Raw genomic sequence first — 23,477 nt, 5'->3', positions numbered from 1 at the left:
CCCCCTTCCCACATTTCGTAGGAGAACCATGCGTACTTCACGCCTGCTCGCCCTGAGCGCCGTGCCGGCCCTGGCCGTCGTGGCCCTCGCCGGGTGCGGTGACGACAAATCCGACAGCCAGCCGGGTGCGGCCGCCAGTGGGAACGGCAAGATCGCCGTCACCGCCACCGACTCCGAGTGCAAGGTCGAGAAGACCGAGGCGGCCTCCGGGCCGGTCACCTTCACCGTCAGCAACAAGGGCGGCAAGGTCACCGAGTTCTACGTGTACGCCACCGGCGACCGCATCGTCGGCGAGGTGGAGAACGTGGCGCCGGGCCTCACCCGCGACCTGATCGTCGAACTGCCGGCCGGCAGCTACGAGACCGCCTGCAAGCCGGGCATGGTCGGCAACGGCATCCGCGGCCAGTTCAAGGCCACCGGCGAGAGCAAGCCGCTGACCGACGACGCCAAGCTCGCGCAGGCGACGAAGGACTACCAGCAGTACGTCAAGAACAACACCGGCGCGCTGATCGACAAGACGACCGAGTTCGTCACCGCGGTCAAGGGCGGCGACATCGAGAAGTCCAAGGCGCTGTTCCCGATCGCCCGCACCTACTGGGAGCGCATCGAGCCGGTGGCCGAGAGCTTCGGCGACCTCGACCCGGCCATCGACGCCCGCGAGGCCGACCTCGAGCCCGGCCAGGAGTGGACCGGCTTCCACAAGATCGAGAAGGACCTCTGGGTCACCAAGGACATCAGCAAGTCCGGCCCGACCGCCGACAAGCTGCTCGCGGACGTCAAGACCATCGTCAGCAAGGCCGAGACGGTCCAGCTGTCCCCGATCGAGCTGGCCAACGGGGCCAAGGAGCTGCTCGACGAGGTCGCCACCGGCAAGATCACCGGCGAGGAGGACACCTTCTCGCACACCGACCTGTGGGACTTCCAGGCCAACCTCGAGGGCTCCCGGGCCGCCATCGCGGCGCTCCGCCCGGTGATCGAGGAGAAGGACGCCGCCCTGGCCAAGAGCCTGGACGAGAAGTTCGCGGCGGCGCAGGCGGAGCTGGACAAGTACCGCAGCGGGGACGGCTGGAAGCTGCACAACGAGCTCTCCGAGGCCCAGCTCAAGTCGCTCGCCGACTCGATCAACGCGCTCGCGGAGCCGATCAGCAAGGTCGCCCCGCTGGTCGCGGCCAAGTAGTTCTCTCTTAAGGATTGCTGTCATGGACCGTCGCAAGATGCTTGGACTCGCCGGAGCCGGGGCCCTCGGGGCCGCGGCCGGCGGGGCCGTCGGCGTGCAGATCTTCGACGGGCCGCCGCCCGCCCGGGCCAACGACCCGGGCGCGGCGGAACCCTTCTACGGGACCCGGCAGGCTGGGATCATCACGCCCGCGCAGGACCGGCTGCACTTCGTCGCCTTCGACGTCATCACGGACAAGAAGGCCGAGGTGGTCGAGCTGCTGCAGAAGTGGACGGCGGCGGCCGCGCGGATGACGGAGGGCAAGGACGCCGGGACGATCGGCGCGGTCGGCGGCCAGCCGGAGGCGGCCCCGGACGACACCGGCGAGGCGCTCGGCCTGCCGCCGTCCGGGCTGACGCTGACCGTCGGCTTCGGCCCGACGTTCTTCCGCACCGCGGAGGGCAAGGACCGCTTCGGTATCGCCGACAAGCGGCCGGAGGCGCTGGCGGATCTGCCGAAGTTCGCCAAGGACACGCTGCAGCCGGGGATCTCGGGCGGGGACATCTGCGTGCAGGCGTGCGCGCACGACCCCCAGGTGGCGGTGCACGCGGTGCGCAACCTGGCCCGGATCGGCTTCGGGGTGGTGAGCGTACGGTGGTCGCAGCTGGGCTTCGGGCGGACGTCGTCGACGTCGCGGACCCAGGCGACGGCCCGCAACCTGTTCGGGTTCAAGGACGGCACCGCGAACCTCAAGGCCGAGGACACGGCGCTGCTCGACGAGCAGTTGTGGGTGCGGGCCGGGGACGGGCCGGAGTGGATGACCGGCGGCTCGTACATGGTGACCCGGAAGATCCGGATGCTGATCGAGACGTGGGACCGGACCTCGCTGGGCGAGCAGGAGGCCATCATCGGCCGCAACAAGGGCGAGGGTGCGGCCCTCGGCTCGGCCAAGGAGTTCGACGAGCCGGTCTTCGACGGCGAGACCATCGCGATGGACGCGCACGTGCGGCTGGCCCACCAGAAGTTCAATGACGGGGCCCGGCTGCTGCGCCGCGGGTACAACTTCGTGGACGGCTCCGACGGCCTCGGGCGCCTCGACGCCGGGCTGTTCTTCATCGCCTACATGCGCGACCCGCGCAAGCAGTTCGTGCCGATCCAGACCCGGCTGTCGCGGCAGGACGCGCTCAACGAGTACATCCGGCATGTCTCCAGCGGGCTGTTCGCCTGCCCGCCCGGGGTGTCGGGCGTGGACGACTCGTGGGGTCGTGGCCTCTTCGTCTAGGTCCGCCCCCTATGGTTGCCGGGTGGCGTTTGTAACTGGAAGGCAGATGCGGGGCTCGATCGCGGCGCTGGCGGCGGCCGCGCTCCTGCTCGGGGCGTGCACGGGAGGCGGCTCCGGCAAGCCGTCACCGACGGCCACCATCGGGTTCGCGGACTGCGAGAAGAACCCGACCACCTGCAACGGTGGCGACATCCGGCTCGGCGGGTCGTACACGTACGGCCTGGAGCAGCCGATCGCCAACTGGAACGTCAACACCAAGGACGGCGCCACGCCGGCCACCAGGCAGGCCCTGTCCGGTGTGCTGCCGCAGGTGTTCAAGGTCGACCCGCAGGGCCGCCTGCAGCTCAACTCCGACCTGGTGAGCTCGGCCGACATCACGAACCAGACCCCCGAGACGATCGTCTACAAGATCCGTCCGGACGCGGTCTGGAGCGACGGCATCCCGATCACCGCCGACGACTTCGTGTTCTCGTGGAAGCAGAACTCGGGCAACCCGCAGCACTGCGCCGGCTGCACCCCGGCCGCGACCGCGGGGTACGACATCATCAAGAGCATCGTCGGCTCCGACGGCGGCAAGACCGTCACGATGACCTTCACCGACGGCAAGACGTACGGCGACTGGAAGGGCAACTTCTCCAACGACGGGCTGTACCCCTCGCACCTCGCCACCAAGCAGGGCTTCGACCTGGCCAAGCCGGACGGCGTCGGGGCCGCGATGGACTGGTTCGCGCGCACGGTGCCGATCTGGTCCGGCGGCCCGTACCAGATCGACACCTACAACCCCGGCCAGAACCTGGTGCTGAAGAAGAACGACAAGTGGTACGGCAAGACCAAGCCGTCCCTGGACACCATCACGTTCAAGTTCGTCACCGACCCGGCCGCGATCCTCCCCGCCCTGAAGGCCAAAGAGATCACCGGCATGTCCCCGACCCCGAGCCAGGCCCTGGTCGCCGGCGTCGCGGGCACCCCCGGGGTGATCTACGAGGTCGGCGAGGGCTACGCGTGGGAGCACCTGATGCTCAACGTGCGCAACAAGTACCTGGCCGACCCGGTGCTGCGCCGCGCCCTGTTCACCGAGGTCAACGTCAAGACCGTGGTCGAGAAGACGTACGGCGCCTTCGACAAGAGCCTCAAGCCGCTGGGCAGCCACAACTTCGTCCCCGGCGACATGGCCTACAAGGACGTCGTCTCCGGCACCGGCCAGGGCACCGGGGACAGCGAGAAGGCCAAGAAGCTGCTCACCGACGCCGGTTACAAGCTGGAGAACGGCCGCCTGTCCACCAAGGCCGGCGAGGCGATCCCGGCCCTGCGCCTGCGCTACGACAAGGGCAACACCACCCGCGCGGCCGCGGCCGAGCTGATCTCGGCGGCGCTGAAGAACATCGGCATCGACGCCCACCCGGAGACCACCGACGGCCTGCCCCAGACCCTGGCCGCGGGCGACTTCGATCTGGTACTGGCGGATTTCGTGAACGGCCCGCTGTACCAGGGCGCGGCGGAACGGCGCTGGGCCACGGGCGCGGCGGGGAACTACGGCGGGTACAGCAACGCGGAGCTGGACCGCCTGGTGCACTCGGCCGCCATCGACGTGGACGCCCGGCACGCGGCGGACACGCTGAACCAGGCGGATGACCTGCTGACCAAGGACGCCTATGTCCTGCCGCTGATGCAGCGGCCCACGTTGACGTTCACCTACTCCGAGTACGCGAACATCCGCGACAACCCGTCGGTCTGGGGGCCCACCTACAACATCCAGGAGTGGGGCCTGCGCTCCGCCTGATCGAGCTGCTCAGGGGCGCGGGACCGGCGGGCGCGGCATCACCGGTGCCGACGGTACGGCGGGCGGGGTCCAGGCGCTGGTCAGGTTGGGCAGGCTCGCGGGCGGCTTCGGGGTGATCGGCGCGTACAGGCCCGGCCAGACCGCGGCCGACGCCGCCCGGGCCCGGGCCAGCCGGTGGCTGGAGCGCCGGTGCCGCTCGGCCAGCACGGCCGCGAGGTAGGCCCAGCCCGGCACGCCCGGGGGCGGCGGCGGGGTCGTCCGGCTCGCCACCTCGCGCGCGAGGGCCTGGCCCAGGGCGGTGCGGGCCGGCTCGGCGATCTCGCGGTTGCGGGCCAGGAAGTGCCGGACGGCGAGCGCCAGGCTGTCGTCGAGCCCGGTCAGGTCCAGCAGCGCGGCCCAGCGGGTGAGCGGCGGCGGCATGGCCGGCACCCAGCCCCAGGCGGCCGGGGTCCGCTCGTGGATGACGATGGTGCCGGCCACCAGGTCGCCGATGCGCTTGCCGCTCGGGTTGAGCATGAGCACGCCCAGGCTGCCGAGCCAGGAGACGACCGGGAACAGCAGCCCGGGCCACTCGATGGCCAGCCCGACCAGCGCGCGGGCCAGGGCGTGCCGGGAGCGGACCGGCCCGCCGTCGTCGCGCACGACGCGCAGCCCCATGGCCGCCTTCCCGGGCGTACGGCCGCGCAGGATGGTCTCGAAGAAGACCGGATATCCGACGAGGACGACGGCCATCAGGATGACGACGATGGCCTCCAGCAGGCCCTGGTCGAAGATGTTGGCCCGGGCCGTCAGGTACACCACGATCGCCGTGGCCATGAGCAGCCCGAGCAGCAGCACGAACTGCAGCACGATGTCGAGCATCAGGGCCAGCACCCGGGACCCGGCCCGCGCGACCCGCACCTCGAGCTCGACGGCCTCGCCACTGACGAGCCGCTCACCGGGCATTCCGGCGGCCGAGGTGTCGGTCATGGCTGACAGTCTGCTACAGCCGCGCACCCGCCGGGGTCCGGTCCACCGCCGCGACCGGCCGGACAAGGGTGCGGGCGGCGTCTACGCTGCCGGGGTGGACCTCGACGCCTTCGTGGCTGAGCACAACGCCGAGTGGCGGCGGCTCGAAGAGCTGTCCAAGCGGCGCAAGCTCACCGCCGGCGAGGCCGATGAGCTCGTGGCGCTCTATCAGCGCGCGGCCACCCACCTGTCGTTGATCCGCAGCCGGTCGCCCGAGCCGATCCTCGTGGCCCGGCTCTCGCGGCTCGTGCTGTCCGGGCGCAACGCGCTCACCGGGGCGCCGTCGTTCTCGATGGCCACGGTGGGGCGGTTCTTCACGCACACCTTTCCGATGGCGGTCTACCGCGCCTGGCCGTGGTGGTGCGGGGTCGCCACCGTGTTCTCGCTCTTCACCTTTGTGCTCATGGGATACGTGGCCGCCAATCCCGAAGTGGCGGGCTACTTCATGTCCGACGGGGATATCGGCGACCTCGTCAACGAGCAGTTCGAGGGGTACTACAGCGCCTATCTGCCGCAGAACCAGTTCCTGCGCGTGTGGACGCACAATGCGCTGCTCACCGGGGAATGCCTCGCCGCCGGCGTGGTGTTCTTCCCGGTCATCTACCTGCTGTTCCAGAACGCGCTCAATGTCGGGCTCATCGGCGGGGTCATGATCGCCTACGGGCGCGCCGACACGTTCTTCGGGCTCATCGTGCCGCACGGGCTGCTCGAGCTCACCGCCGTGTTCGTCGGGGCCGGTGTCGGGCTGCGGATCGGGTGGTCGTGGGTGGCGCCGGGGCCGCTGCGGACCCGGGGGCGGGCGCTGGCCGAGACCGCCATGGAGGGCATGCTCGTCGCGCTCGGGTTGGTGGCCGTCCTGTTCGTCAGCGGACTCCTCGAAGCGTTCGTCACGCCGGCGAGCATGCTGCCCTACGTCGTGCGGGACTTCATCGGGTTCGTGGTCTGGGCCGCCTTCCTGCTCTACGTGTTCGTGCTGGGGCGGCGGGCGCATCTCGAGGGGGCGAGCGCCGCTATCGAGGGCGAGATCGCGCCGGAGTCGCTGCCGGCCGTCTGATCCAGCGCGGAAGCCAGACGTCCGAAGCCGGCGCCCGATATCCGTCTGCCGCGAACGTGCGGAGCCGGGCCAGCGTCGGGTGGGTGTTCGTGCGGCGCCAGAGCAGCGACATCGGGTACACCGGGGTGGGATCCTCGATCGGGATCCGTCGCAGGTCGTAGGCGTCCGGCCACATGTACCAGGAGCCGGCCCCGACCAGCGTCGCCACGTCCGCGGCGGCGGCGATCTCGGCCAGCAGGGCCTCGTTGCCGAAGATCGGGCCGCCGGCGTCGATGGTGAGGGCAAAGACCTCCGCCAATTCCTCGTAATAGGCGCCCCATTCCGTGGCCGTCGACAGCCCCGGCATCCGGATGCGGTGGCCGGCCAGATCGCGGGGGCTCACCGACGCGCGCTCGGCGAACGGATGGTGCGGGCCCACCAGCAACTCGTGGGGCTCGTCGAGCACCCGAACGGAATCGATGCCGTCCCATTCCGCATCCGGTACCGCATGAAACGTCGCATCGATCGTCCCCGCTACGAGTCCGGCCACGGCGGCGTCCACGTCGGCCGCGAGCGTGACGACGTCGAGGGAGCTCATCGGGTGCGAGCGATAAAACTCCTGCAGCAGGACCGCGGGCGCGATGCGGCGGTTGACGACGTCCACGCGCAGGGCCCGCCGGCCGGGGCGGACGGAGGCGTCGGCGCGGTCGGCGACCCGCAGCAGCTCGCGGGCGTGCGGGAGGAAGGCCTGGCCGTCGACGGTGAGCCGGGCGCCGCGCGCGGTGCGGGTGAAGAGGCGGACCTCCAGATCGCGCTCCAGGGCGGCGATGCGCTTCGAGACCGCCTGCTGCGTGATGGACAGCCGGACCGCGGCCTCCTGGAACTGCCCGGCGTCCGCGGCGGTGACGAACGTGCGCACGGCTTCCAGGTCCACCCGTGCAGCCTAGGGACACAACCGGGCGTTGTGGCGCGCCGCGGGGGCCGTTGTTTGATCCGGCGGCCGGGCGCTTGCTTGGATCCGGCGGTGGCGCGGCGGAATCTGGGGCGGAAGTTCGGGTGGCTGTGGGCGTCGTACGCGGTCAGCGCGTACGGCTCGGGGCTCGGCTTCGGCGCCGTCCCGCTCATCGCGGTGCTGGCGCTGGAGGCGAGTCCCGGGCAGGTGTCCGCGCTGGCCGCGGTGGGCCCGGCGGTGGGCGCGCTGCTGGCGCTGCCGCTGGGGCCCTGGGTCGAGGACCGGCGCAAGCGGCCGGTGATGATCGCGACGGACCTGGTCCGGTTCGTGGCGATGCTGAGCGTGCCCCTGGCCTACCTCCTGGGCGTCCTGAGCCTCGTCCAGCTCCTGGTGGTCACCGCGGTCGTGGCGGCGGCCAAGATCGCGTTCGGCGCCGCGAGCGGGGCCTATCTCAAGCGCGTGGTCCGGCCCGCGGACCTGATGGTGGCCAACGCCCGGTTCGAGTCGACGAACTGGAGCTCGATCGCGGTCGGGCCGCCGCTGGGTGGCGCCGCGGTCGGGCTGTTCGGGCCGGTGGCGAGCATCGCGGCCGACGCGGCGAGCTACCTGCTGTCCGCGCTCGGCATCGCGGCGATCCGCGACCGTGAGGAGCGGCCGGTGGGCGCTCGGCCGGCGAGCGTCAGCGGGCTGCTCGACGGCTGGCGGTTCCTGTGGGCGCACCCCGGCCTGCGCGCGCTCTACGCCAACAACGTCCTCGTCGGCGGGCTGATCATGGCGACCGAGCCGCTGCTGGCCGTGCTGCTGCTGCGCGACCTCGGGTTCCCGCCGTGGCAGTACGGGCTCGCGTTCGCGGCGCCCTGCCTCGGCGGGCTGCTGGGCTCGCGGCTGGCGCCCCGGGTCGTGGCGCGGTTCGGGCGGGCGAAGGTGATCCGGGTGGTCGGCACCCTGCGCGCGATCTGGCTGGTCGGGCTGGCGTTCGTGCCGCCGGGCGTGGCCGGGCTCATCACGGTGATCGCCGTCGAGCTCGCGATCATCGTGAGCATGAGTTTGTACATGCCGGTGCTCGCCACCTACCGGCTGGAGGAACTGCCGCCGGAGCGGGTCGCCCGCGCCCTGTCCGCCTGGTCGATCGGCAGCGGCCTGGCGATCGCGGCGCTCAGCGCGCTGGGCGGGGTCCTGGCCGACCTCACCGGCCCGCGGACCGCCATCGCGGTGGCGGGCGGGCTGATCCTGTTGACGCCGCTGCTGTTGCCGCGCGCGAGGACGATCGAGCGTCAGAGCCGGCCGGTGTGCTTGAGCGCCAAATAGTGATCGGTGAGGCGGGACGCGAACTCGTCCGCCGGGGCGTCCACGACCTCCACCCCGTGCCGGCGCAGCGCGGCCGCGACGCGGTCCCGTTCGGCGAGCGCGCGTTGGGCGGCGGCCGCGGCGTACACGTCGGCCGGGGTCGCATCGGGTGCCACGTGCGCCATGCGGGACAGCTCCGGGTCGTGCACGGCCGCGACGATGACCTTGTGCCGGGCGGCGAGCTGGGGCAGGACCGGGAGCAGGCCCTCGCCGAGCGCACCGGGCTCCAGGGCGGTGAACAGCACCACCAGCGCCCGCTTGCGCTCGCGGCGCAGCACCTCGCCCGCGACCAGGCCGAAGTCGGTCTCCACCAGCGCCGGCTCGAGCGGCGCCATGGTCGTGACCAGGCGGAACAGCAGCGTGCGCTTCTCCACGTTGGTGACCGAGGCGCGCACCGCGGTGTCCACGGCGAGCAGGTCGACGCGGTCGTCCGCGCGGGCGGCCACCGAGGCGAGCAGGAGGGCGGCGTCCATGGCCGCGTCCAGGCGGGGCTCGTCGCCGATGCGCGCGGCGGACGTACGCCCGGTGTCGAGCACGCACACCAGCCGCCGGTCCCGCTCGGGGCGCCACGTGCGCACCACGATGTCGGAACGCCGCGCGCTGCCGCGCCAGTCGATCGAGCGCACGTCGTCGCCGACCACGTACTCCCGCAGCGTGTCGAACTCGGTGCCCTGGCCGCGGCCCCGGGTCACCACCGAGCCGTCCAGCACGCGCAGCCGGGACAGCTTCTCCGGCAGCAGGCGGCGGCTGTGGAAGCGCGGGAAGACCCGCAGGCGCCACGCCGGCGTGAGACGGTCCGCGGTCTGTTTGCTCGTCTGGCGGTACGTCAGCCCGAACGGTCCGAACGAGCGCACCAGCACGCGCACGGCCGGGCGGTCGCCGCGCCGCGTCGGGGTGAGCGTGGTGACCAGCGCGACCGTGCGGCCCGGCTCGATGCGGACGGTGCGCATGGTGGGGGTGGCGCCGGCGGAGGGTACCCAGGCGTCGCGCACCCGCCCGCTCAGCACCCGGTCGGACTTGTTCTGCAGCAGCAGCGTGACCTGCCCGGTCTCGCCCAGCCAGAGCGACTGGTCGCCGGTGCGGCTCATCCGCAGCAGCTTCGGCGAGGCCGCGTTGAGCCAGTCCAGCAGGCACGCGGCGGCGACGGCCAGCACGAGCAGCCCGCCCGCGATCCACAGCCAGGGCCGGTCGATCGCGTCGCCCGCGACCGACCCGACGACCGCCAGCAGGACGGCGCCGGCCCCGAGCAGCGCCGCCGCCCGCCAGGTGATCATCGCGGCGTCGGCACCGTGGCGAGCACCGACTCAAGCACGTTGTCCGTGGTCACGCCCTCCAGCTCGGCCTCGGCCCGCAGCCGCACCCGGTGCCGCAGCGTCGGGCGGGCCAGCGCCTTCACGTCGTCCGGGGTCACGTAGTCGCGCCCGGTGAGCCAGGCCCAGGCCTTGGACCCGGCCAGCAGCGCGGTCGCGCCACGCGGGGAGGCGCCCAGCTCCAGCGACGGCGAGACGCGGGTCGCCCGGCAGAGGTCGACGATGTACGCGAGGACCCCGTCGGCCACCGCCACCCGCTGCACCGCGGCGCGGCCGAGGGCCAGGTCGGCCCCGGTGGCCACGGCTTGCACGCCGGCCTCGCGCAGCCGGCGCGGGTCGAAGCCGTTGTGATGCGCCCGCAGCACGCCGAGCTCCTCGTCCCGGGTCGGCAGCGGCACCGTCAGCTTGAGCAGGAACCGGTCCAGCTGCGCCTCCGGCAGCGGGTACGTCCCCTCGTACTCGATCGGGTTCTGCGTCGCCGCGACCAGGAACGGGTCCGGCAGCGGCCGCGCGGTGCCCTCGACCGAGACCTGGCGCTCCTCCATGACCTCCAGCAGCGAGGCCTGGGTCTTCGGCGGGGTCCGGTTGATCTCGTCGGCGAGCAGCAGGTTGGTGAAGACCGGCCCCTCCCGGAACTGGAACTCGGCGCTGCGGGCGTCGAAGATCAGCGAGCCGGTGACGTCGCCGGGCATCAGGTCGGGCGTGAACTGCACCCGCTTGGAGTCCAGGTCCAGCGCCGCCGCGATGGTGCGGATGAGCAGCGTCTTGGCCACGCCGGGCACGCCCTCCAGCAGCACGTGGCCGCGGGCGAGCAGCGCGATGACCATGCCGGTAACGACCGCGTCCTGCCCGACCACGACCTTGCCGACCTCGGCGCGCAGGCGCCCGAGCGCGGCCCGGGCCTGCTGCGCGCCGGCCTCGGGCGAACCCTGGATCGGCGGGGTGGCGATGTCGGTCACCGTGGTTCTCCTTCGATCGGCGCGGCCGCGACCGGCTGCGCGCCCGGGTTTTCGGTCGTGACGGCGTTGACGAGCTGCTCCAGGCGCACCGCGGCGCCGACCAGGTCGGGGTCGTTGTCCGGCGGCGGGCCGAACAGCGTGTGCTCGACCGCGGCCGGCGGCCAGCCGCTGCTCGCCGCGACCGCCTCGATCAGCACCGGCCGCGCGACGTCGGGCTCCAGCCGCAGCAGCTTGGTCAGCCGGACGATCGCCGCGTCCCGCAGGATCTGCAGCGACTCCGCCCGGGCCTTGGCGCGCTGGTAGAGCCGGCCCCGCCCGAGCGCCGTCTCGCTGGAGCGCACGACCACCGGCAGCGGCTCGACCACGGGCGCGCCGAGCCGCCGGGCCATCGCCACCGCGAGCGCGACCGCGCCGAGGACGAGCAGGGCGGTCGCGACGTACGTCCACGGCGGGAACGCGCTCCACAGCGGATTGGGCGGCTCGTTGTCGGACTGGTCGCCGTCGTCGCCGCCGACGTTGCCCTGGCCGGGCGGGGGCGGTTCGGCGCCCTTGCCCTGCACCGGGAAGTCGCTGTCGTCCGGGTCGCCGGATCGGTGCGGGCGCAGCGACGGCGGCGCGGCCGGCCCGCCCGCGAGCGCCGGATCGTTGGTGATGCCCGGCGGGGGCTCGCGGTGATGCAGGTCGAGCCAGATCAGCCGGGGCGCCTGGGTCAGCAGCGCGGTCGCCAGCTTGGCGTTGCCGTGCTCGCCCGCCCGGTCGTTGCGGAACGGGTCCGCCGAGCCCACGACCGTCACGGTGGCCGCCTCGCGCTGGTACACCACGAGGCTGTCGGCGTAGCAGCGCGCGACCTCGCGGCCGTACTCCGGATCGACCTGGCCGTAGCGCGTGCGCACCACCGCCGCCGCCCCGGCCTGCGCGGCGGGGGCGTAGTCGCAGCCGGGCGCCGCGGTCTTGGCCACGTAGTTGCGCGCGGAGCCCCGCATCGGCAGCAGCCCCTCGGCGATCGTGGTGCCGTCGGGCTCGACGATCACCACGCGCGTGGTGGCGGGCAGGAGCTTGAGCATGCGCAGGTAGTACTTGTGCATCAGCTGCGGCGTGGTCAGCAGCAGGGTGGCGTTGCCCGCGTACGCCGCGACGAGCGCGTCCGAGCTCTGCCGCTCGGGGATGATCTCCACCCCGGCCTGGCGGACCCGCATCGCGAGCTCGGAGGCGCCGATGCCGGACACGTTGTCGGGGGCGAGGTAGGCGGCGTCGTCGAGGTCGGGCTCGCCCCACTGGTACACCACGGTGCCCAGCAGCATCAGCAGCACCACGGCCACGGGCGGGACGACCAGCCGGAGCCACCGCAGGTTGCGCTTCCTGGTCATCGGCCGACCTCCGCCGCCAGGTCGCGCATCCGATGGTCGTGCTCGGCGGTGGCGGGGCGCTCGCCGTACCAGATGTCGGAGAAGATCGTGGAGGCGTTCCGCATCGGGGCCTCGACCGCCGGCTTTGCGCTGCCGGCCGCGCGGGCCAGCTCGGTGACGGTCATGCCGGGCTGGTGCTCGATGACCTGGCGCTCGACGAGGCCGCGGACCATCGCCCGGAGCCGCTCGCGGACCGCCTCGGCGTAGCGGCCCTCGGCGGCGAGCCGGTCGGCCAGCGAGGCGAACACGTGCGCGGGCAGCTCGGGCACCTCCTCGTCGGCGGCCGGCTCGGGCTCCGGCTCGGGCATCTCCGCCTCTTCGAGGTCCAGGTCGAGCTGCTCCTCCTCGCCCTTGCGCTGGCGGCCGAGGCGCAGGCCCGGGAAGCGCTTGGGGACCCAGCGGGGGTAGAAGTAGTACAGCAGGGCGAACACGATCGCGGCCACGAGCAGCAGCAGCCCGGCCAGCGGGACACCGATCCAGTCGTCGACGACCTGCAGGAACGTCGCCCAGGCCCTGGTCATCGCACCGCCGCCCCGAGGATGACGGAGCTGGCGAGGTCGACCGGCCGGTCCAGGCGGCGCAGGCGCCCGATGGCCACGTCCAGGCCCTCGACCCGCATCCGCACCTCGAGGTAGAGCACGGCGTCGATACAGGCCAGCGTCGCGTACGCCACGGTGTCGACGATCGCCCACGCCAGGATCAGCGCGATCGTGTGCAGGGTGGTCTGCCGGCCCAGCCAGATCTCCAGCAGCGCGGCGGCGCCGAGGCCCAGCGCGAGGCGGATCGCGGCCCAGCTCAGGTAGGCCCCGACGCGGATGAAGACGCCCCGCAGCCCGCGGCCGGCGAGCTTGAACGAGCGCCCGACGGCCCGGAACGGCCCGACCCGGTCGATCATGAGCGCGGGGGAGGCGAGACCGAGCAGGCCGTACAGGAGCGGCCAGGGAAGCATGAGGACCAGCGAGGTGACGAGCACGAGCGCGCTCGCCACCAGCGCGATCACCAGCAGCGGCAGGGTGCGCCGCCCCACCTGGCGCAGCAGCGCCTTGCGTGGCACGGTCCGGCCGAGCAGGCCCGGGCCGGCCGCCGCGCCCGCGAACCCGCCGAGCAGGGCCAGGATGCCGGCCTCCAGCGCCATGCCGATGCAGAAGACCAGCCAGGACTGGCCGATGTAGTCGCCGCTGAACCAGTAGAGCGGCGGGTCCATGTGGGCCCAGTCGCGCAGCGGGCCGAGCGCGAACTGCTCGGCGGTGGCCAGCACGAACGCCGCGCCGAGCAGCACGGGAGCCTGGGCGCGCAGCAGCGACACGGCCGCGTCGAGCAACTCACCGAAGGTGAGCGGACGCATCGGGATCACGGCCCGGGTCTCCTCCACGCGGGACACCGTAGTCGGCCCGTGCGAGTTCGGGAGCCCGGGTCACTCAGCGTCACATGATCGACACTACCGGGCAGGAATATTTCATGATCGGCCCACGGGTTCCCAAGTTTGGGCGTGGAGGTGAAATATTGGACCGCATGAGAGCCCGTGTCCTGGTGGTCGACGACGACCCCGCCCTCGCCGAGATGCTCGGCATCGTCCTGCGCAGCGAGGGATTCCTTCCGTCCTTCGTCGCCGACGGTGAGCGCGCTCTCGCCGCGTTCCGGGACACCCGCCCCGACATCGTCCTGCTCGACCTGATGCTGCCCGGCATGAGCGGGATCGACGTGTGCCGGTCCATCCGGGCCGAGTCGGGCGTGCCGATCGTGATGCTCACCGCCAAGAGCGACACGGTCGACGTGGTGCTGGGCCTGGAGTCCGGGGCCGACGACTACGTGATGAAGCCGTTCAAGCCCAAGGAGCTGGTCGCCCGCATGCGCGCGCGGCTGCGCCGGGGCGAGGACGTGGCGCCGGAGCTGCTGACCATAGGGCCGCCGGGCAACCAGATCACCATCGACGTCCCCGCGCACACCGTCATGCGCGACGGGGAAGAGGTCAAGCTGACCCCGCTCGAGTTCGACCTGCTGGTCGCGCTCGCCCGCAAGCCGCGCCAGGTGTTCACCCGCGAGGTGCTGCTGGAGCAGGTCTGGGGCTACCGCCACGCGGCCGACACCCGCCTGGTCAACGTGCACGTCCAGCGCCTGCGGGCCAAGATCGAACCGGACCCCGAGAAGCCCGAGATCATCCTCACCGTGCGCGGGGTGGGCTACAAGGCCGGAACCGGATAGGCCTGACCTGTGGTGCGTATCGACCCGATCATCGTGCGGGCGCGCCGCCTGCGACCCAGGCGGCTCGTCCCGCAGGCCGTGAGCCGGCGGCTGCGCCGGCTCTGGGCCGTGGCCCGCCGGCAGTGGCGCCGCTCGCTGCAGTTCCGGGTCGTCGGCATCACCCTGCTGCTCTCCGCCGCGCTCGTGCTGGCCTTCAGCTACACGGTCGCGTCGCTGATCAGCAACGGCGTGCTGCAGAACAAGCTCGACCAGTCCAAGAACATGATCGACAACGGGTCCGGCTACGCCATGCGCGAGCTGGCCGGCTTCACCCAGCCCGACGACCCCAGCCTGCCGCCGAGCCTGCGCAACGTGGTCACCCAGCTCTACGGCTCGATCAACAACCAGGAGGCCGAGGTCGTCATGCTGCGCCGCAGCGGCGACCTCAATGCCTCCTGGCCGCCCAGCCGCAATCCCGACGTCATGGACAACCCGCAGGTCAGCGGGTTGCGCTCGCTCGTGGTCGGCGCGAAGGGCGGCACCTACCAGCAGATCGCGACGCTGGACATCGGCGACGGGACGCAGAAGTACCTCGTGATGGGCACGCCGGTCGCCGTCGGCTCGGTGCCGATCGAGCTGTACTACGTGATCCCCCTGCGCACCGAGGACGAGCTCGTCCGCTTCACCGGGGCGGTGGTCACCGGCACCGGCATCGCGCTCGTGGCGCTGCTCGCCCTGATCGCCGCCATGATGACCCGGCTGGTCGTCACGCCGGTGCGGGTCGCCGCGCGGACCGCCCAGCGGCTCTCGGCCGGCCTGCTCGACCAGCGCATGGTGGTGCGCGGAGAGGACGATCTGGCGCGGCTCGCCGCCGCCTTCAACCAGATGGCCGCGAACCTGCAGCGCCAGATCGTGCGGCTGGAGGAGATGTCCCGGCTGCAGCGCCGGTTCACCTCCGACGTGTCGCACGAGCTGCGGACGCCGCTGACGACCGTACGGATGGCGGCCGACCTGCTCTTCGCCTCCCGCGACGAGTTCGAGCCGGCCGCGGCGCGCAGCGCCGAGCTGCTGCAGGCCGAGCTGGACCGGTTCGAGGCGCTGCTCACCGACCTGCTGGAGATCAGCCGGTTCGACGCCGGCTTCGCCGCGCTCGACGCCGAGCCGACCGACCTGGTCCCGGTCGTGCGCCGGGTCACCGACCAGCTCACCTCGCTCGCCGAGCGGTGCAAGGTGGAGCTGCGCGTGGTCGTGCCCGAGGCCGAGGTGATCGCCGAGGTCGACCCCCGCCGCGTCGAGCGCGTCCTGCGCAACCTCGTCGGCAACGCGGTCGAGCACGGCGAGGCCCGGCCGGTCGTGGTGACCCTGGCCGCCGACGGCTCGGCGGTCGCCGTGACCGTGCGCGACCACGGAGTGGGGCTCAAGCCGGGAGAGGAAAAACTGGTGTTCAACCGGTTCTGGCGGGCCGACCCGTCGCGGGCCCGGCAGACCGGCGGCACCGGGCTCGGCCTGTCGATCAGCCTGGAGGACGCGCGGCTGCACGGCGGGTGGCTGGAGGCCTGGGGCGCGCCCGGCAAGGGCGCCCAGTTCCGGCTGACGCTGCCGGCCCGCAACGGCGACCGGCTGGTGTCCTCGCCGCTGCGCCTGGTGCCGGACGACGCCCGGGCCGACGAGGCCGCGCTGATCGGTGAGACGCCGTGAGGCTGCTGGTCCGCGGGGGGATGGCGGCCGCGACGGTCGCCGTGCTGGCCCTTTCCGGGTGCGGATTGCCGTCCGGTACTGAGCCGAAGTACGTCGGCCCCGCGCAGAGCCCGGCGGCGGCGCAGGGCGGGCAGAAGACCCCGCCGAAGCCGACCGACGGGCTGACCAGCGAGCAGCTGGTCGCCTCGTTCCTGTCCGCCTCCGTCGGCGCCAACCTGGGCAGCGACGCCGAGGCGGACGCGAACCAGGAGGCGCTGGTCCGGATGCGGGGGTACATGACGCCCGGCGCGGCCGGCAACTGGAAGCCGGTCACCAAGGGGATCGTCATCGTGCGCGACCCGCAGATCAAGTCGGTCGGCATCGGCAACGGCCGGGAGAACGTCACGCTGCAGCTGCAGCCGCTGGGCACGCTCAACAACAACGGCGAGGTGATCCGGGCTGCGCCCGGCAGCCCAGCGATCGAGGCCTTCTACCAGACCGTGCTGATCGGCGGGCAGCGCCGCTTCGACGACGCGCCCCGCGATCAGGTGTTCATCTCGGAGACGGGGCTGCGGAACTGGTACACCCAGCAGCCCATCTACTTCTGGAGCAACGACGCGGCGGACGCGCGGCTGGTGCCGGACCTGAGGTACATGCCGAGCACGCTGTCGCGGGCCAAGCAGGTCGCCGAGACGCAGCGCTGGCTGCGGGGCGGCCCCGGGCTGCTGCTCGGCAACACGGTCGCGGGGGTGCCGGAGTCGATCGAGTTCAAGGACAATCCGGTCCTCGAGGACTCCGACGTCCGGGTCAACCTCTCCGGCAAGGCGAACTCGCAGGGCAAGGACGTGCTCTCCCGCCTCGCCCGCCAGATCCGCTGGTCGCTGCCGGACCACCAGCCGGTCAAGCTGACCATCGAGTCACAGGACGCCGCCGGGGTGGACTCGGAGGGGTACCTCAACGACAACCCCGCGGTCGAGGCGTCCCAGGTGGACCAGACGCGGTACATCGTGGTGAACGAGAGCGTGCGGAGCCAGATCATCGATTCCGGTACGCCCGAGGACCCGCTCTTCGTCGCCGGCCCCGACAACACCGGCGTGGTCGCGGCCGCGCTCAACCGGCAGGGCGACCGGGCCGCGCTGGTGCGCAGGTCGGGCACCGGGTCCAAGGCCGAGCAGCGCCTGTACGTCTCGGCCGACCCGCCGGTGGCCAACCCGCCCCGCTACGAGGCGACCAACATCGCCGGGCCCAGACTGAGCCGACCGGCTTGGATCACCTACCCGTCCAAGCGGCTGATGATCTCGGACGGCACCCGCCTGTACGTCAGCAAGGGCGCCAACGGCCGCGAGCTCGACCCGGTCGAGCTGGGCACGCTGTCCCAGGTGCCGATCAGCGCGTTCGCGGTCGCCCCGGAGGGCCGGCGGATCGCCTTCGTCTCGGCCAGCACCCTGATGGTGGCCACGCTGACGGTGGACGACACCGGCAAGTTCAGCATCGGCACACCGTTCCAGGTGGCCACCTCGCTCGGCGACAACCAGGCGGTCGGCTGGCTGACCGAGACCACGCTCGCGGTGGGCGGCAAGCCCAACGCCAAGTCGACCCACCCGATCGCCCCGAACATCGCCGAGCCGCGCTACAACCTCGTGGCCGTGACCATCGACGGGGCGCAGGAGGAGCCGCTGCCGCAGAGCCTGACCCGCCCGGAGGCCGTCTCGGACGTGACCGAGCTGGTGTGCCGGGTGAACCGCCCCGGCTTCCCGATGGACTACCCGGTCCTGTACGAGGCCAACGGCGTCGCCCAGCGCATGTTCACCAGCAGCAGCGAGGCGATGTGGCCGCAGACGGGCGCTACTCCGGCCACCCCGGTGCCGGGCAACAACCCGACGGCCCCCTTCTTCGCGGACTGACCCGTGCCCGGCGCGGTGCGGGGGTTCGTGGACTCGCTGCTGGATCTCGTGCTGCCGGCGACATGTGCGGGCTGCGACGAGCCGGCCGCGCGGGCGCTGTGTGACCCGTGCCTGGCGGCGCTCGACCGGGCGCGGCCGCGGGCGACGCGGCCCGATCCGGCGCCGGACCGGATGCCGCCGACATATGCGCTGGCGGCCTACGCCGGGGTGTTGCAGCGGGCGGTCGTGCAGTTCAAGGAGGAGAACCGGCACGAGCTGGCCGGGGCGCTCGGTGGGCTGCTCGGCCGCGTGGTGGACCGGGCCGTGGCGGGCGCCGGTGCGCCGGCCGTGGCGGGCGCCGGGGCGCCCGTGGTGCTGGTGCCGGTGCCGTCCACGGCCGCGGCGGTCCGGCGGCGGCACGGCGATCACATGCTGCGGCTGGCTCGGGCGGCGGCGCGTGGGCGGCCTGGAGTCGCGATCGCGCGGCCGTTGCGGGCGTTGCCACGGCGCGACGACTCGGCCGAGCTGACGGCCGCTGAGCGGGCTGCCGCCGCGCGGGACGCCTTCGCGGTGCGGCTCGGGGAAACGGCCGCGCTCAGGGCCCGGATCGAGCGGGACGGGGCCGTGGTCGTGGTGCTGGACGACATCGTCACCACCGGGGTCACCCTCACCGCGGCCGCGCGCCGGTTGGAGGAGGCGGGCGTGCTGGTGCATCGCGCCGCCGTGCTGGCCGCGACCCAGCGCCGCCGGGGGCGGTCGCCGGCTCATCCGCCCGCGGTCGTCGGCCGTGCGCTCGGACCGCGCCGTGCCGCGGTGCGGACGGTGGCGGGTTGAGTCGCGGTGCGGCGGGCGGTGGGTTGAGCCGTTTGAGCCGCAGTGCGGCGGGTGGCGGGTTGAGTCGTGGTGCGGTGGGTGGCGGTTGAGTCGTGGTGCGGTGGGTGGCGGGTTGAGTCGTGGTGCGGCGGGCGGCGGGTTAATCCGTCGTGCGGCGGGCATCACGATGGGCGCTACGCAACGTCAGCGGTAGATCACGAGATTTACCCGATTTGTACGGATAGTAACTTTGTGCGTAGCCTGCGGTAATCCCTCGGGGTGGGTTTCGCGTCTGGAAATGGCCGTTCTTCTGAACCAGGGGTGACTAGCGGCTGTCCTCGGTTTAACGTCGAGAGACGACCAATGCTCGCCACGGCGGCGCTCCCGGGCGAGCCGCGGTGAGAAGGCCGCGAAGGGAGGACCTGACACCCGCTGTTTCGGTCGCGTACCGCGTAGGGCTCAGCCTCTGGGGAGGCGCGTTCCGGCCGAGTCTCGAAACCGAAACCCGAACCCGAAATCTGCGAAGAACCCGTGGGGGAGGTCAGGAGTGGACATCGTCGTCAAGGGCCGCAACGTCGAGGTGCCCGATCACTACCGGCAGCATGTCGCTGACAAGCTGACGAAGGTCGAGCGCTACGACCACAAGCTCATCCGTGTCGACGTCGAGTTGTTTCACGAGCGCAATCCGCGCCAATCCGATCACTGTCAGCGAGTCGAGATCACGTGCTACTCGCGTGGTCCGGTGATCCGGGCGGAGGCCTGCGCCGCCGACTTCTACAGCGCCCTGGACGCCGCGATCAGCAAGCTGGACAGCCGGCTGAGCCGCGCCGCCGACCGACGGCGGGTGCATCGGGGCCGGCACTCGCCGGTCTCCGTGGCCGCCGCGACCGCGTCACTCGCATTCACGCCGCCCGAGCGGTACGGCACCACCGCGCTCGCAACCCAGACCGAGATGGTCCAAGCGGAGCGTGTGGACGGCTTCGACCTCCTCGAGGAGGCCGATGACCAGCCGTGGCACATCGTGCGTGAGAAAGAGCATCCCGGTGAGCCGATGACCGTCGACGACGCGCTGTTCCACATGGAGCTGCTCGGCCACGACTTCTATCTGTTCAACGACAAGGAGTCGGGGCGCCCGAGTGTGGTGTACCGCCGCCGGGCGTACGACTACGGCGTCATGAGCCTCGGGATGTAACGACCTGACCGACCGTGCTTCGGTGGGACGCCTGGTGCCGGGGCATCCCACCGGAGCGGGTCGCCTAACGGGACTGCAGGTACAGGTCCCGGGCCAGGAACGCGGTGTCCGGGTAGTCGGCGAAGACCCCGTCGAGGCCGGCCGCCAGGAAGAGCCTGACCTCTTCGAGGATGTTGCCCCACGCGTTGGGGTCCGCGCCCACGCGCAGGTTCAGCGGCAGGAACTGGTTCTCGTTGCGGAACGTCCACGCGTGGACCTTCAGCCCGCGGGCGTGCGCGTCGTGGATCAGCGCCGTGGGCTGCAGCAGGTTGCCGGCCGCATCGCGGGCGATGACCAGGTTCTTGGTGGCCCCGACGCCGTCGGTGAACGCCTTGAGGTAGTCCAGCCCGGCCGGCTTGGCCAGGTCCGCCCACGTGCGCGGGTCGCCGCTGGTCTTGAAGTCGAAGGGCTGGCCGACCGCGTCGAGCAGCACGACCGACGGGGTGTCGACGAGCCCGCGCAGCTTCTTGATGCTGGTCGGCTCGAAGGACTGCAGGAAGACCGCCGCGTTGCGCCCGGCGAGGTTGTTGCGCTTGAGCACCCGGGCGACCAGCGGCTCCAGGGCCAGGCCGATCGAGCTGAAATAGGTCGGGTGCTTGGTCTCCGGGTACACCCCGATCGTCCGCCCGACCCGCTTGCCCTCTTCCCGCGCGAGGTCGATGACCTCCTGGAAAGTCGGGACCTGGAACAGCCCGTTGTAGATCGTGTTGTGCGTGCGCACCGCGGGCAGCCGCTCGACCGCGCGCAGCGTCTTGAGCTCGGCGAGCGTGAAGTCCTCGGTGAACCAGCCGGTCACCGCGACCCCGTCGACCGTCTTGGTGGTCTTGCGGGAGGCGAACTGCGGCTTGGTGGAGACGTCGGTGGTTCCGCCGATCTCGTTCTCGTGCCGGGCGACGAGCTGTCCGTCCTTGGTCGGCACGAGGTCGGGCTCGATGAAGTCGGCGCCGAGGTCGATGGCGAGGCGGTAGGAGGCCAGGGTGTGCTCGGGGCGGTGCCCGCTGGCGCCGCGGTGGCCGATGACCAGCGGCCGGGCCGGGCGGTGGCGATCCCGGTCGGCCTGGGTGTCGGCGGCGTTGGCGACGGCGGGGCTGACGAGGGCGGCGGGCAGCACGGCCGCGCCGGCCGCCACGCTCATCCCGGAAATCACTGCACGACGACGCATGGACCTTACAAAAGAGGCCCGACCGCAACGTCACATGACGATCAGGTGGCCGCCGGGCGCAGTTTGGCGAACGCAACGTTGTCGATCCAGTCACCCTCCGGGCCGGGCAGGCGGCGCTCCTGGACGACCTCGCGGAAGTACCCGGCCGCCTCCAGCACCCGCTGCGACGCCTCGTTGTCCCCGGCGGTGCCGGCGACCATCCGGTTCATGCCGATCTCGAAGCCCCAGTCGGTGACCAGGCGGGCGGCGCGCGTCGCGTACCCGTGGCCGCGCGCCTCGGGGCTCAGGCTGTAACCGATCATGGCCTCGCGCAGCACCGGATCGCTGTAGTACAGCGCGATCTCGCCGAGGTACGCGTCGTCGGCCGCGCGCCGGATCGTCAGCTCCGCGCGCTCCCCGGCCAGCCACCGCGAGGCGGACTCGGCGCACTTGCGCGCCATGAGACTCGGCGTAAGGGGCGAGTGCACGACCGCCCGGCCGCTCACGTCCGGCAGGATCCGCAGGTTGTACGTCACGTCGGCGTCATCGGCACCGAGTGGCCGGAGGACGACCACGCCGTCGGTGAGCCGGCCGTCCGGCAGATCGGGCAGCGGGCGCGGGGCGGGACCGGCCGGGTCGTCGGCCAGCCGCGAGAAGACCGCCATGTCGTACCGGGTGCCGTCCCGCCGCCGGCCGGCACCACGGGCGACACCCTCCCGGGAGTACCCAGCGGACATTGCGACCCGTTGGCTGGCGGCGTTCTCGGCCTCGATCTCGCAGTACAAACGCTGCATGGTCTTGAAAAGCTCGGCCCCGAGCAGCTCCAGCGCGGTGGTGGCCACCCGGCGCCCGCGCGCGGCCGGGACGACCCAGTAGCCGACCGAGGCGACGCCGTGCCCGCGCGGCATCCAGCCGACGCACCCGAGCACCTCGCCGGTCTCCCCGTCGACCGCGGCCCGTTCGTGCACGGCGCGCGCGATGAAGTCCTCGGCGTCCGGGCGCGTGTAGGGGGCGGGGAGCGTCGGGATGTACAACTGCGTCGTGGGGTCGTTGCAGGCCTCGACGATGACGTCGGCGTCCTCGGAGCGCCAGGCGCGCAGGACGATGCTCACGTGAGGTCTCCCGGCAGCAGGGTCGCCACCCAGCCGTCGACGCGCTCGCCGCGCTGGACGCAGCTGTCGCGCTGCACGCCCTCCACCACGAACCCCACCTTCTCCGCCACCCGGCGGGACGCGTCGTTGCCCACGTGGGCGCGCCACACGATACGACCCAGGGCGAGGCGCTCGAAACCGAAGGCACACGCGGCGCGCACGGCCTCCGTCGTGTAACCCTTGCCGCGGGCCCACGGCGCGGCCGAATACCCGACCTCGCCGGTCACCGGGTCGAGCGCGCTGATGCGCAGATCGACGGTGCCGGCGAAGCGGTCGTCGCCGTCGGCAAAAGCAAAGCCTGCTCCGGTACCGCGCAGCCACATCGCCGGATACGCGTGCCGGATGAAGTCCCGGCCCTGCTCCGGCCGGTAGTCCAGCGGGATCGAGGTCCACTGGATGGTGCCGGGATCCCGGAACGTGGCCACGACGCCGTCGAGGTCCTCGTCCCGCAGGGCGCGCAGGGTGCACGGGCCGGCCGGCAGGCGGATCGGCGGGTGGCTGAGCGCTTGGGCGCGGCGCGCACCCGGGCCGCCGGGCGCGACCCAGGCCGGCGGGGTGTCGCAGACCTCGCCCGGCAGCAGCACGCCGTGCCAGCCGTCGACGAAGCCGCCGCCGCGGGCGGGGAGGGCGGCGCGGACGTACCCGTCGAACGTGAACCCGATCCGCTCGGCCGACAGCTTGGAGGCGTGGTTGCCGATCTCGGCGCGCCAGATCAGCCGGCGCAGCCCGAGCACCTCGAACGCCCAGTGCGCGACCGCGCGCCCGGCCCGCTCGGCCACCCGCCGGCCGCGGGCCCACGGCGCCACCCAGGTGCCGACCTCGGCGTCGCCCCGGGCCCGGTCGAGCGCGACCAGGCCGCCCGAGGCGAGCAGGTCACCCGTGTGGGCGTCGAAGACCCCGAGCGGCGCCGAGGTCTCCCCGGCCCAGGCCGCGCGGGTGAGCGCGCCGGTGAAGTCCGCGGCGTGTTCGCGCAGGTAGGGGACGGGCACCATGGTCCAGCGCTGGATCAGGGGATCCTGGCACGCGCGGAACACGTCATCGGCGTCCTCGGGCTGCCAGGCGCGCAGGACGAGTCCGTCACCGGTGGCGAGTTCGATGGGGTCCATGAACGCCGATCCTGCCTTATCGGCGGCCGCCCGGTGCTCGCCATCTGCGAGGCCGTTTTGG

The 23,477-nt window shown here is 72.4% G+C and carries 20 protein-coding genes; 10 read left to right on the top strand and 10 right to left on the bottom strand.

Annotation, left to right across the window (positions count from 1 at the left end):
* Nucleotides 1-28: 28 nt before the first annotated feature.
* The 3 genes from efeO to ACQP00_RS48225 are packed head-to-tail and all read left to right on the top strand — an operon-like array spanning nt 29 to nt 4,218.
* Nucleotides 29-1,177 carry an iron uptake system protein EfeO gene (efeO, locus tag ACQP00_RS48235; protein ID WP_433210557.1) on the top strand — a complete coding sequence of 383 codons (1,149 nt, stop codon included), beginning with the start codon at nt 29-31 and terminating at the stop codon, nt 1,175-1,177.
* 22 nt (nt 1,178-1,199) lie between these two features.
* A complete protein-coding gene (gene efeB, locus ACQP00_RS48230) occupies nt 1,200-2,438 on the top strand; it encodes an iron uptake transporter deferrochelatase/peroxidase subunit (RefSeq protein ID WP_433210555.1) in 1,239 nt (412 codons plus the stop codon).
* A 22-nt stretch (nt 2,439-2,460) separates the two neighbouring features.
* Nucleotides 2,461-4,218, top strand: coding sequence for an ABC transporter family substrate-binding protein (locus ACQP00_RS48225; RefSeq protein WP_433210553.1), 1,758 nt, complete (start codon nt 2,461-2,463; stop codon nt 4,216-4,218).
* 9 nt (nt 4,219-4,227) lie between these two features.
* Here the strand turns inward: ACQP00_RS48225 and ACQP00_RS48220 are convergent, their stop codons facing one another.
* The gene (locus ACQP00_RS48220; protein WP_433210552.1) at nt 4,228-5,187 is read right to left on the bottom strand and encodes an RDD family protein; all 960 of its coding nucleotides are present in this window, start codon (nt 5,185-5,187) and stop codon (nt 4,228-4,230) included.
* On the opposite strand from ACQP00_RS48220, the gene ACQP00_RS48215 reads away from it, so the two are divergent.
* Nucleotides 5,186-6,280, top strand: coding sequence for a stage II sporulation protein M (locus ACQP00_RS48215; RefSeq protein WP_433210550.1), 1,095 nt, complete (start codon nt 5,186-5,188; stop codon nt 6,278-6,280). The genes ACQP00_RS48220 and ACQP00_RS48215 overlap by 2 nt on opposite strands.
* Here ACQP00_RS48215 and ACQP00_RS48210 read toward each other — a convergent pair.
* Nucleotides 6,237-7,193, bottom strand: coding sequence for a LysR family transcriptional regulator (locus ACQP00_RS48210; protein WP_433210548.1), 957 nt, complete (start codon nt 7,191-7,193; stop codon nt 6,237-6,239). The genes ACQP00_RS48215 and ACQP00_RS48210 overlap by 44 nt on opposite strands.
* A gap of 90 nt (nt 7,194-7,283) precedes the next feature.
* Here ACQP00_RS48210 and ACQP00_RS48205 point away from each other — a divergent pair, with 90 nt between their 5' ends.
* Nucleotides 7,284-8,519 carry an MFS transporter gene (locus ACQP00_RS48205; RefSeq protein ID WP_433210547.1) on the top strand — a complete coding sequence of 412 codons (1,236 nt, stop codon included), beginning with the start codon at nt 7,284-7,286 and terminating at the stop codon, nt 8,517-8,519.
* Here ACQP00_RS48205 and ACQP00_RS48200 read toward each other — a convergent pair.
* From ACQP00_RS48200 to ACQP00_RS48180, 5 genes are read right to left on the bottom strand one after another with little or no spacing between them, the layout of a single operon-like run.
* On the bottom strand, nt 8,486-9,832 hold the full coding sequence (locus ACQP00_RS48200; RefSeq protein WP_433210545.1) for a DUF58 domain-containing protein: 1,347 nt from the start codon (nt 9,830-9,832) through the stop codon (nt 8,486-8,488). The genes ACQP00_RS48205 and ACQP00_RS48200 overlap by 34 nt on opposite strands.
* A complete protein-coding gene (locus tag ACQP00_RS48195) occupies nt 9,829-10,818 on the bottom strand; it encodes an AAA family ATPase (protein WP_433224281.1) in 990 nt (329 codons plus the stop codon). Before ACQP00_RS48195 ends, ACQP00_RS48200 begins: the two co-directional genes overlap by 4 nt.
* Before the next feature lie 5 nt (nt 10,819-10,823).
* Complete coding sequence (locus ACQP00_RS48190) at nt 10,824-12,194, bottom strand: DUF4350 domain-containing protein (RefSeq protein WP_433210543.1); 1,371 nt, start codon at nt 12,192-12,194, stop codon at nt 10,824-10,826.
* Entirely contained in the window at nt 12,191-12,754 is a 564-nt protein-coding gene (locus ACQP00_RS48185) for a DUF4129 domain-containing protein (protein ID WP_433210541.1), read from the bottom strand. Before ACQP00_RS48185 ends, ACQP00_RS48190 begins: the two co-directional genes overlap by 4 nt.
* Entirely contained in the window at nt 12,751-13,605 is an 855-nt protein-coding gene (locus ACQP00_RS48180) for a hypothetical protein (protein WP_433210539.1), read from the bottom strand. The genes ACQP00_RS48185 and ACQP00_RS48180 overlap by 4 nt, the downstream gene beginning before the upstream one ends.
* Before the next feature lie 140 nt (nt 13,606-13,745).
* Between ACQP00_RS48180 and mtrA the strand changes: the two genes are divergently transcribed.
* The 5 genes from mtrA to hpf all read left to right on the top strand — a co-directional run bounded on the left by mtrA (nt 13,746) and on the right by hpf (nt 19,979).
* Nucleotides 13,746-14,435 (top strand): MtrAB system response regulator MtrA, encoded by a 690-nt coding sequence (mtrA, locus tag ACQP00_RS48175; RefSeq protein WP_223098678.1) that lies wholly within the window; start codon nt 13,746-13,748, stop codon nt 14,433-14,435.
* Between the two features lie 12 nt (nt 14,436-14,447).
* Nucleotides 14,448-16,112 (top strand): MtrAB system histidine kinase MtrB, encoded by a 1,665-nt coding sequence (mtrB, locus tag ACQP00_RS48170; RefSeq protein WP_433224279.1) that lies wholly within the window; start codon nt 14,448-14,450, stop codon nt 16,110-16,112.
* Complete coding sequence (locus tag ACQP00_RS48165; RefSeq protein ID WP_433210537.1) at nt 16,109-17,995, top strand: LpqB family beta-propeller domain-containing protein; 1,887 nt, start codon at nt 16,109-16,111, stop codon at nt 17,993-17,995. The genes mtrB and ACQP00_RS48165 overlap by 4 nt, the downstream gene beginning before the upstream one ends.
* A 15-nt stretch (nt 17,996-18,010) precedes the next feature.
* Nucleotides 18,011-18,808 carry a ComF family protein gene (locus tag ACQP00_RS48160; protein ID WP_433224277.1) on the top strand — a complete coding sequence of 266 codons (798 nt, stop codon included), beginning with the start codon at nt 18,011-18,013 and terminating at the stop codon, nt 18,806-18,808.
* 526 nt (nt 18,809-19,334) lie between these two features.
* Nucleotides 19,335-19,979 (top strand): ribosome hibernation-promoting factor, HPF/YfiA family, encoded by a 645-nt coding sequence (hpf, locus tag ACQP00_RS48155; protein ID WP_433210535.1) that lies wholly within the window; start codon nt 19,335-19,337, stop codon nt 19,977-19,979.
* A 64-nt stretch (nt 19,980-20,043) separates the two neighbouring features.
* Here hpf and ACQP00_RS48150 read toward each other — a convergent pair whose 3' ends face one another.
* Genes ACQP00_RS48150 through ACQP00_RS48140 form a run of 3 tightly spaced genes read right to left on the bottom strand, consistent with a single transcriptional unit; the run spans nt 20,044 to nt 23,416 of the window.
* Complete coding sequence (locus ACQP00_RS48150) at nt 20,044-21,180, bottom strand: glycerophosphodiester phosphodiesterase (RefSeq protein WP_433210533.1); 1,137 nt, start codon at nt 21,178-21,180, stop codon at nt 20,044-20,046.
* 41 nt (nt 21,181-21,221) lie between these two features.
* A complete protein-coding gene (locus ACQP00_RS48145; protein WP_433210531.1) occupies nt 21,222-22,271 on the bottom strand; it encodes a GNAT family N-acetyltransferase in 1,050 nt (349 codons plus the stop codon).
* Nucleotides 22,268-23,416, bottom strand: a complete 1,149-nt coding sequence (locus tag ACQP00_RS48140) for a GNAT family N-acetyltransferase (RefSeq protein WP_433210529.1) — start codon at nt 23,414-23,416, stop codon at nt 22,268-22,270. The genes ACQP00_RS48145 and ACQP00_RS48140 overlap by 4 nt, the downstream gene beginning before the upstream one ends.
* Between the last annotated feature and the right edge of the window lie 61 nt (nt 23,417-23,477).

This window comes from Dactylosporangium sp. CS-047395 (genome assembly GCF_050942185.1).
GTDB lineage: Bacteria > Actinomycetota > Actinomycetes > Mycobacteriales > Micromonosporaceae > Dactylosporangium.
The sequence above is the reverse complement of the archived record's forward strand: the minus strand, read 5'-3'. Positions and strand labels throughout refer to the sequence as shown.

Coding starts and splice junctions, on each gene's coding strand:
- efeO (WP_433210557.1), top strand. CDS start 29: ATGCGTACTTCACGCCTGCTCGCCCTGAGCGCCGTGCCGGCCCTGGCC.
- ACQP00_RS48140 (WP_433210529.1), bottom strand. CDS start 23,416: ATGGACCCCATCGAACTCGCCACCGGTGACGGACTCGTCCTGCGCGCC.
- mtrA (WP_223098678.1), top strand. CDS start 13,746: ATGAGAGCCCGTGTCCTGGTGGTCGACGACGACCCCGCCCTCGCCGAG.
- ACQP00_RS48200 (WP_433210545.1), bottom strand. CDS start 9,832: ATGATCACCTGGCGGGCGGCGGCGCTGCTCGGGGCCGGCGCCGTCCTG.
- ACQP00_RS48215 (WP_433210550.1), top strand. CDS start 5,186: ATGGCTGACAGTCTGCTACAGCCGCGCACCCGCCGGGGTCCGGTCCAC.
- ACQP00_RS48150 (WP_433210533.1), bottom strand. CDS start 21,180: ATGCGTCGTCGTGCAGTGATTTCCGGGATGAGCGTGGCGGCCGGCGCG.
- ACQP00_RS48185 (WP_433210541.1), bottom strand. CDS start 12,754: ATGACCAGGGCCTGGGCGACGTTCCTGCAGGTCGTCGACGACTGGATC.
- ACQP00_RS48220 (WP_433210552.1), bottom strand. CDS start 5,187: ATGACCGACACCTCGGCCGCCGGAATGCCCGGTGAGCGGCTCGTCAGT.
- efeB (WP_433210555.1), top strand. CDS start 1,200: ATGGACCGTCGCAAGATGCTTGGACTCGCCGGAGCCGGGGCCCTCGGG.
- ACQP00_RS48190 (WP_433210543.1), bottom strand. CDS start 12,194: ATGACCAGGAAGCGCAACCTGCGGTGGCTCCGGCTGGTCGTCCCGCCC.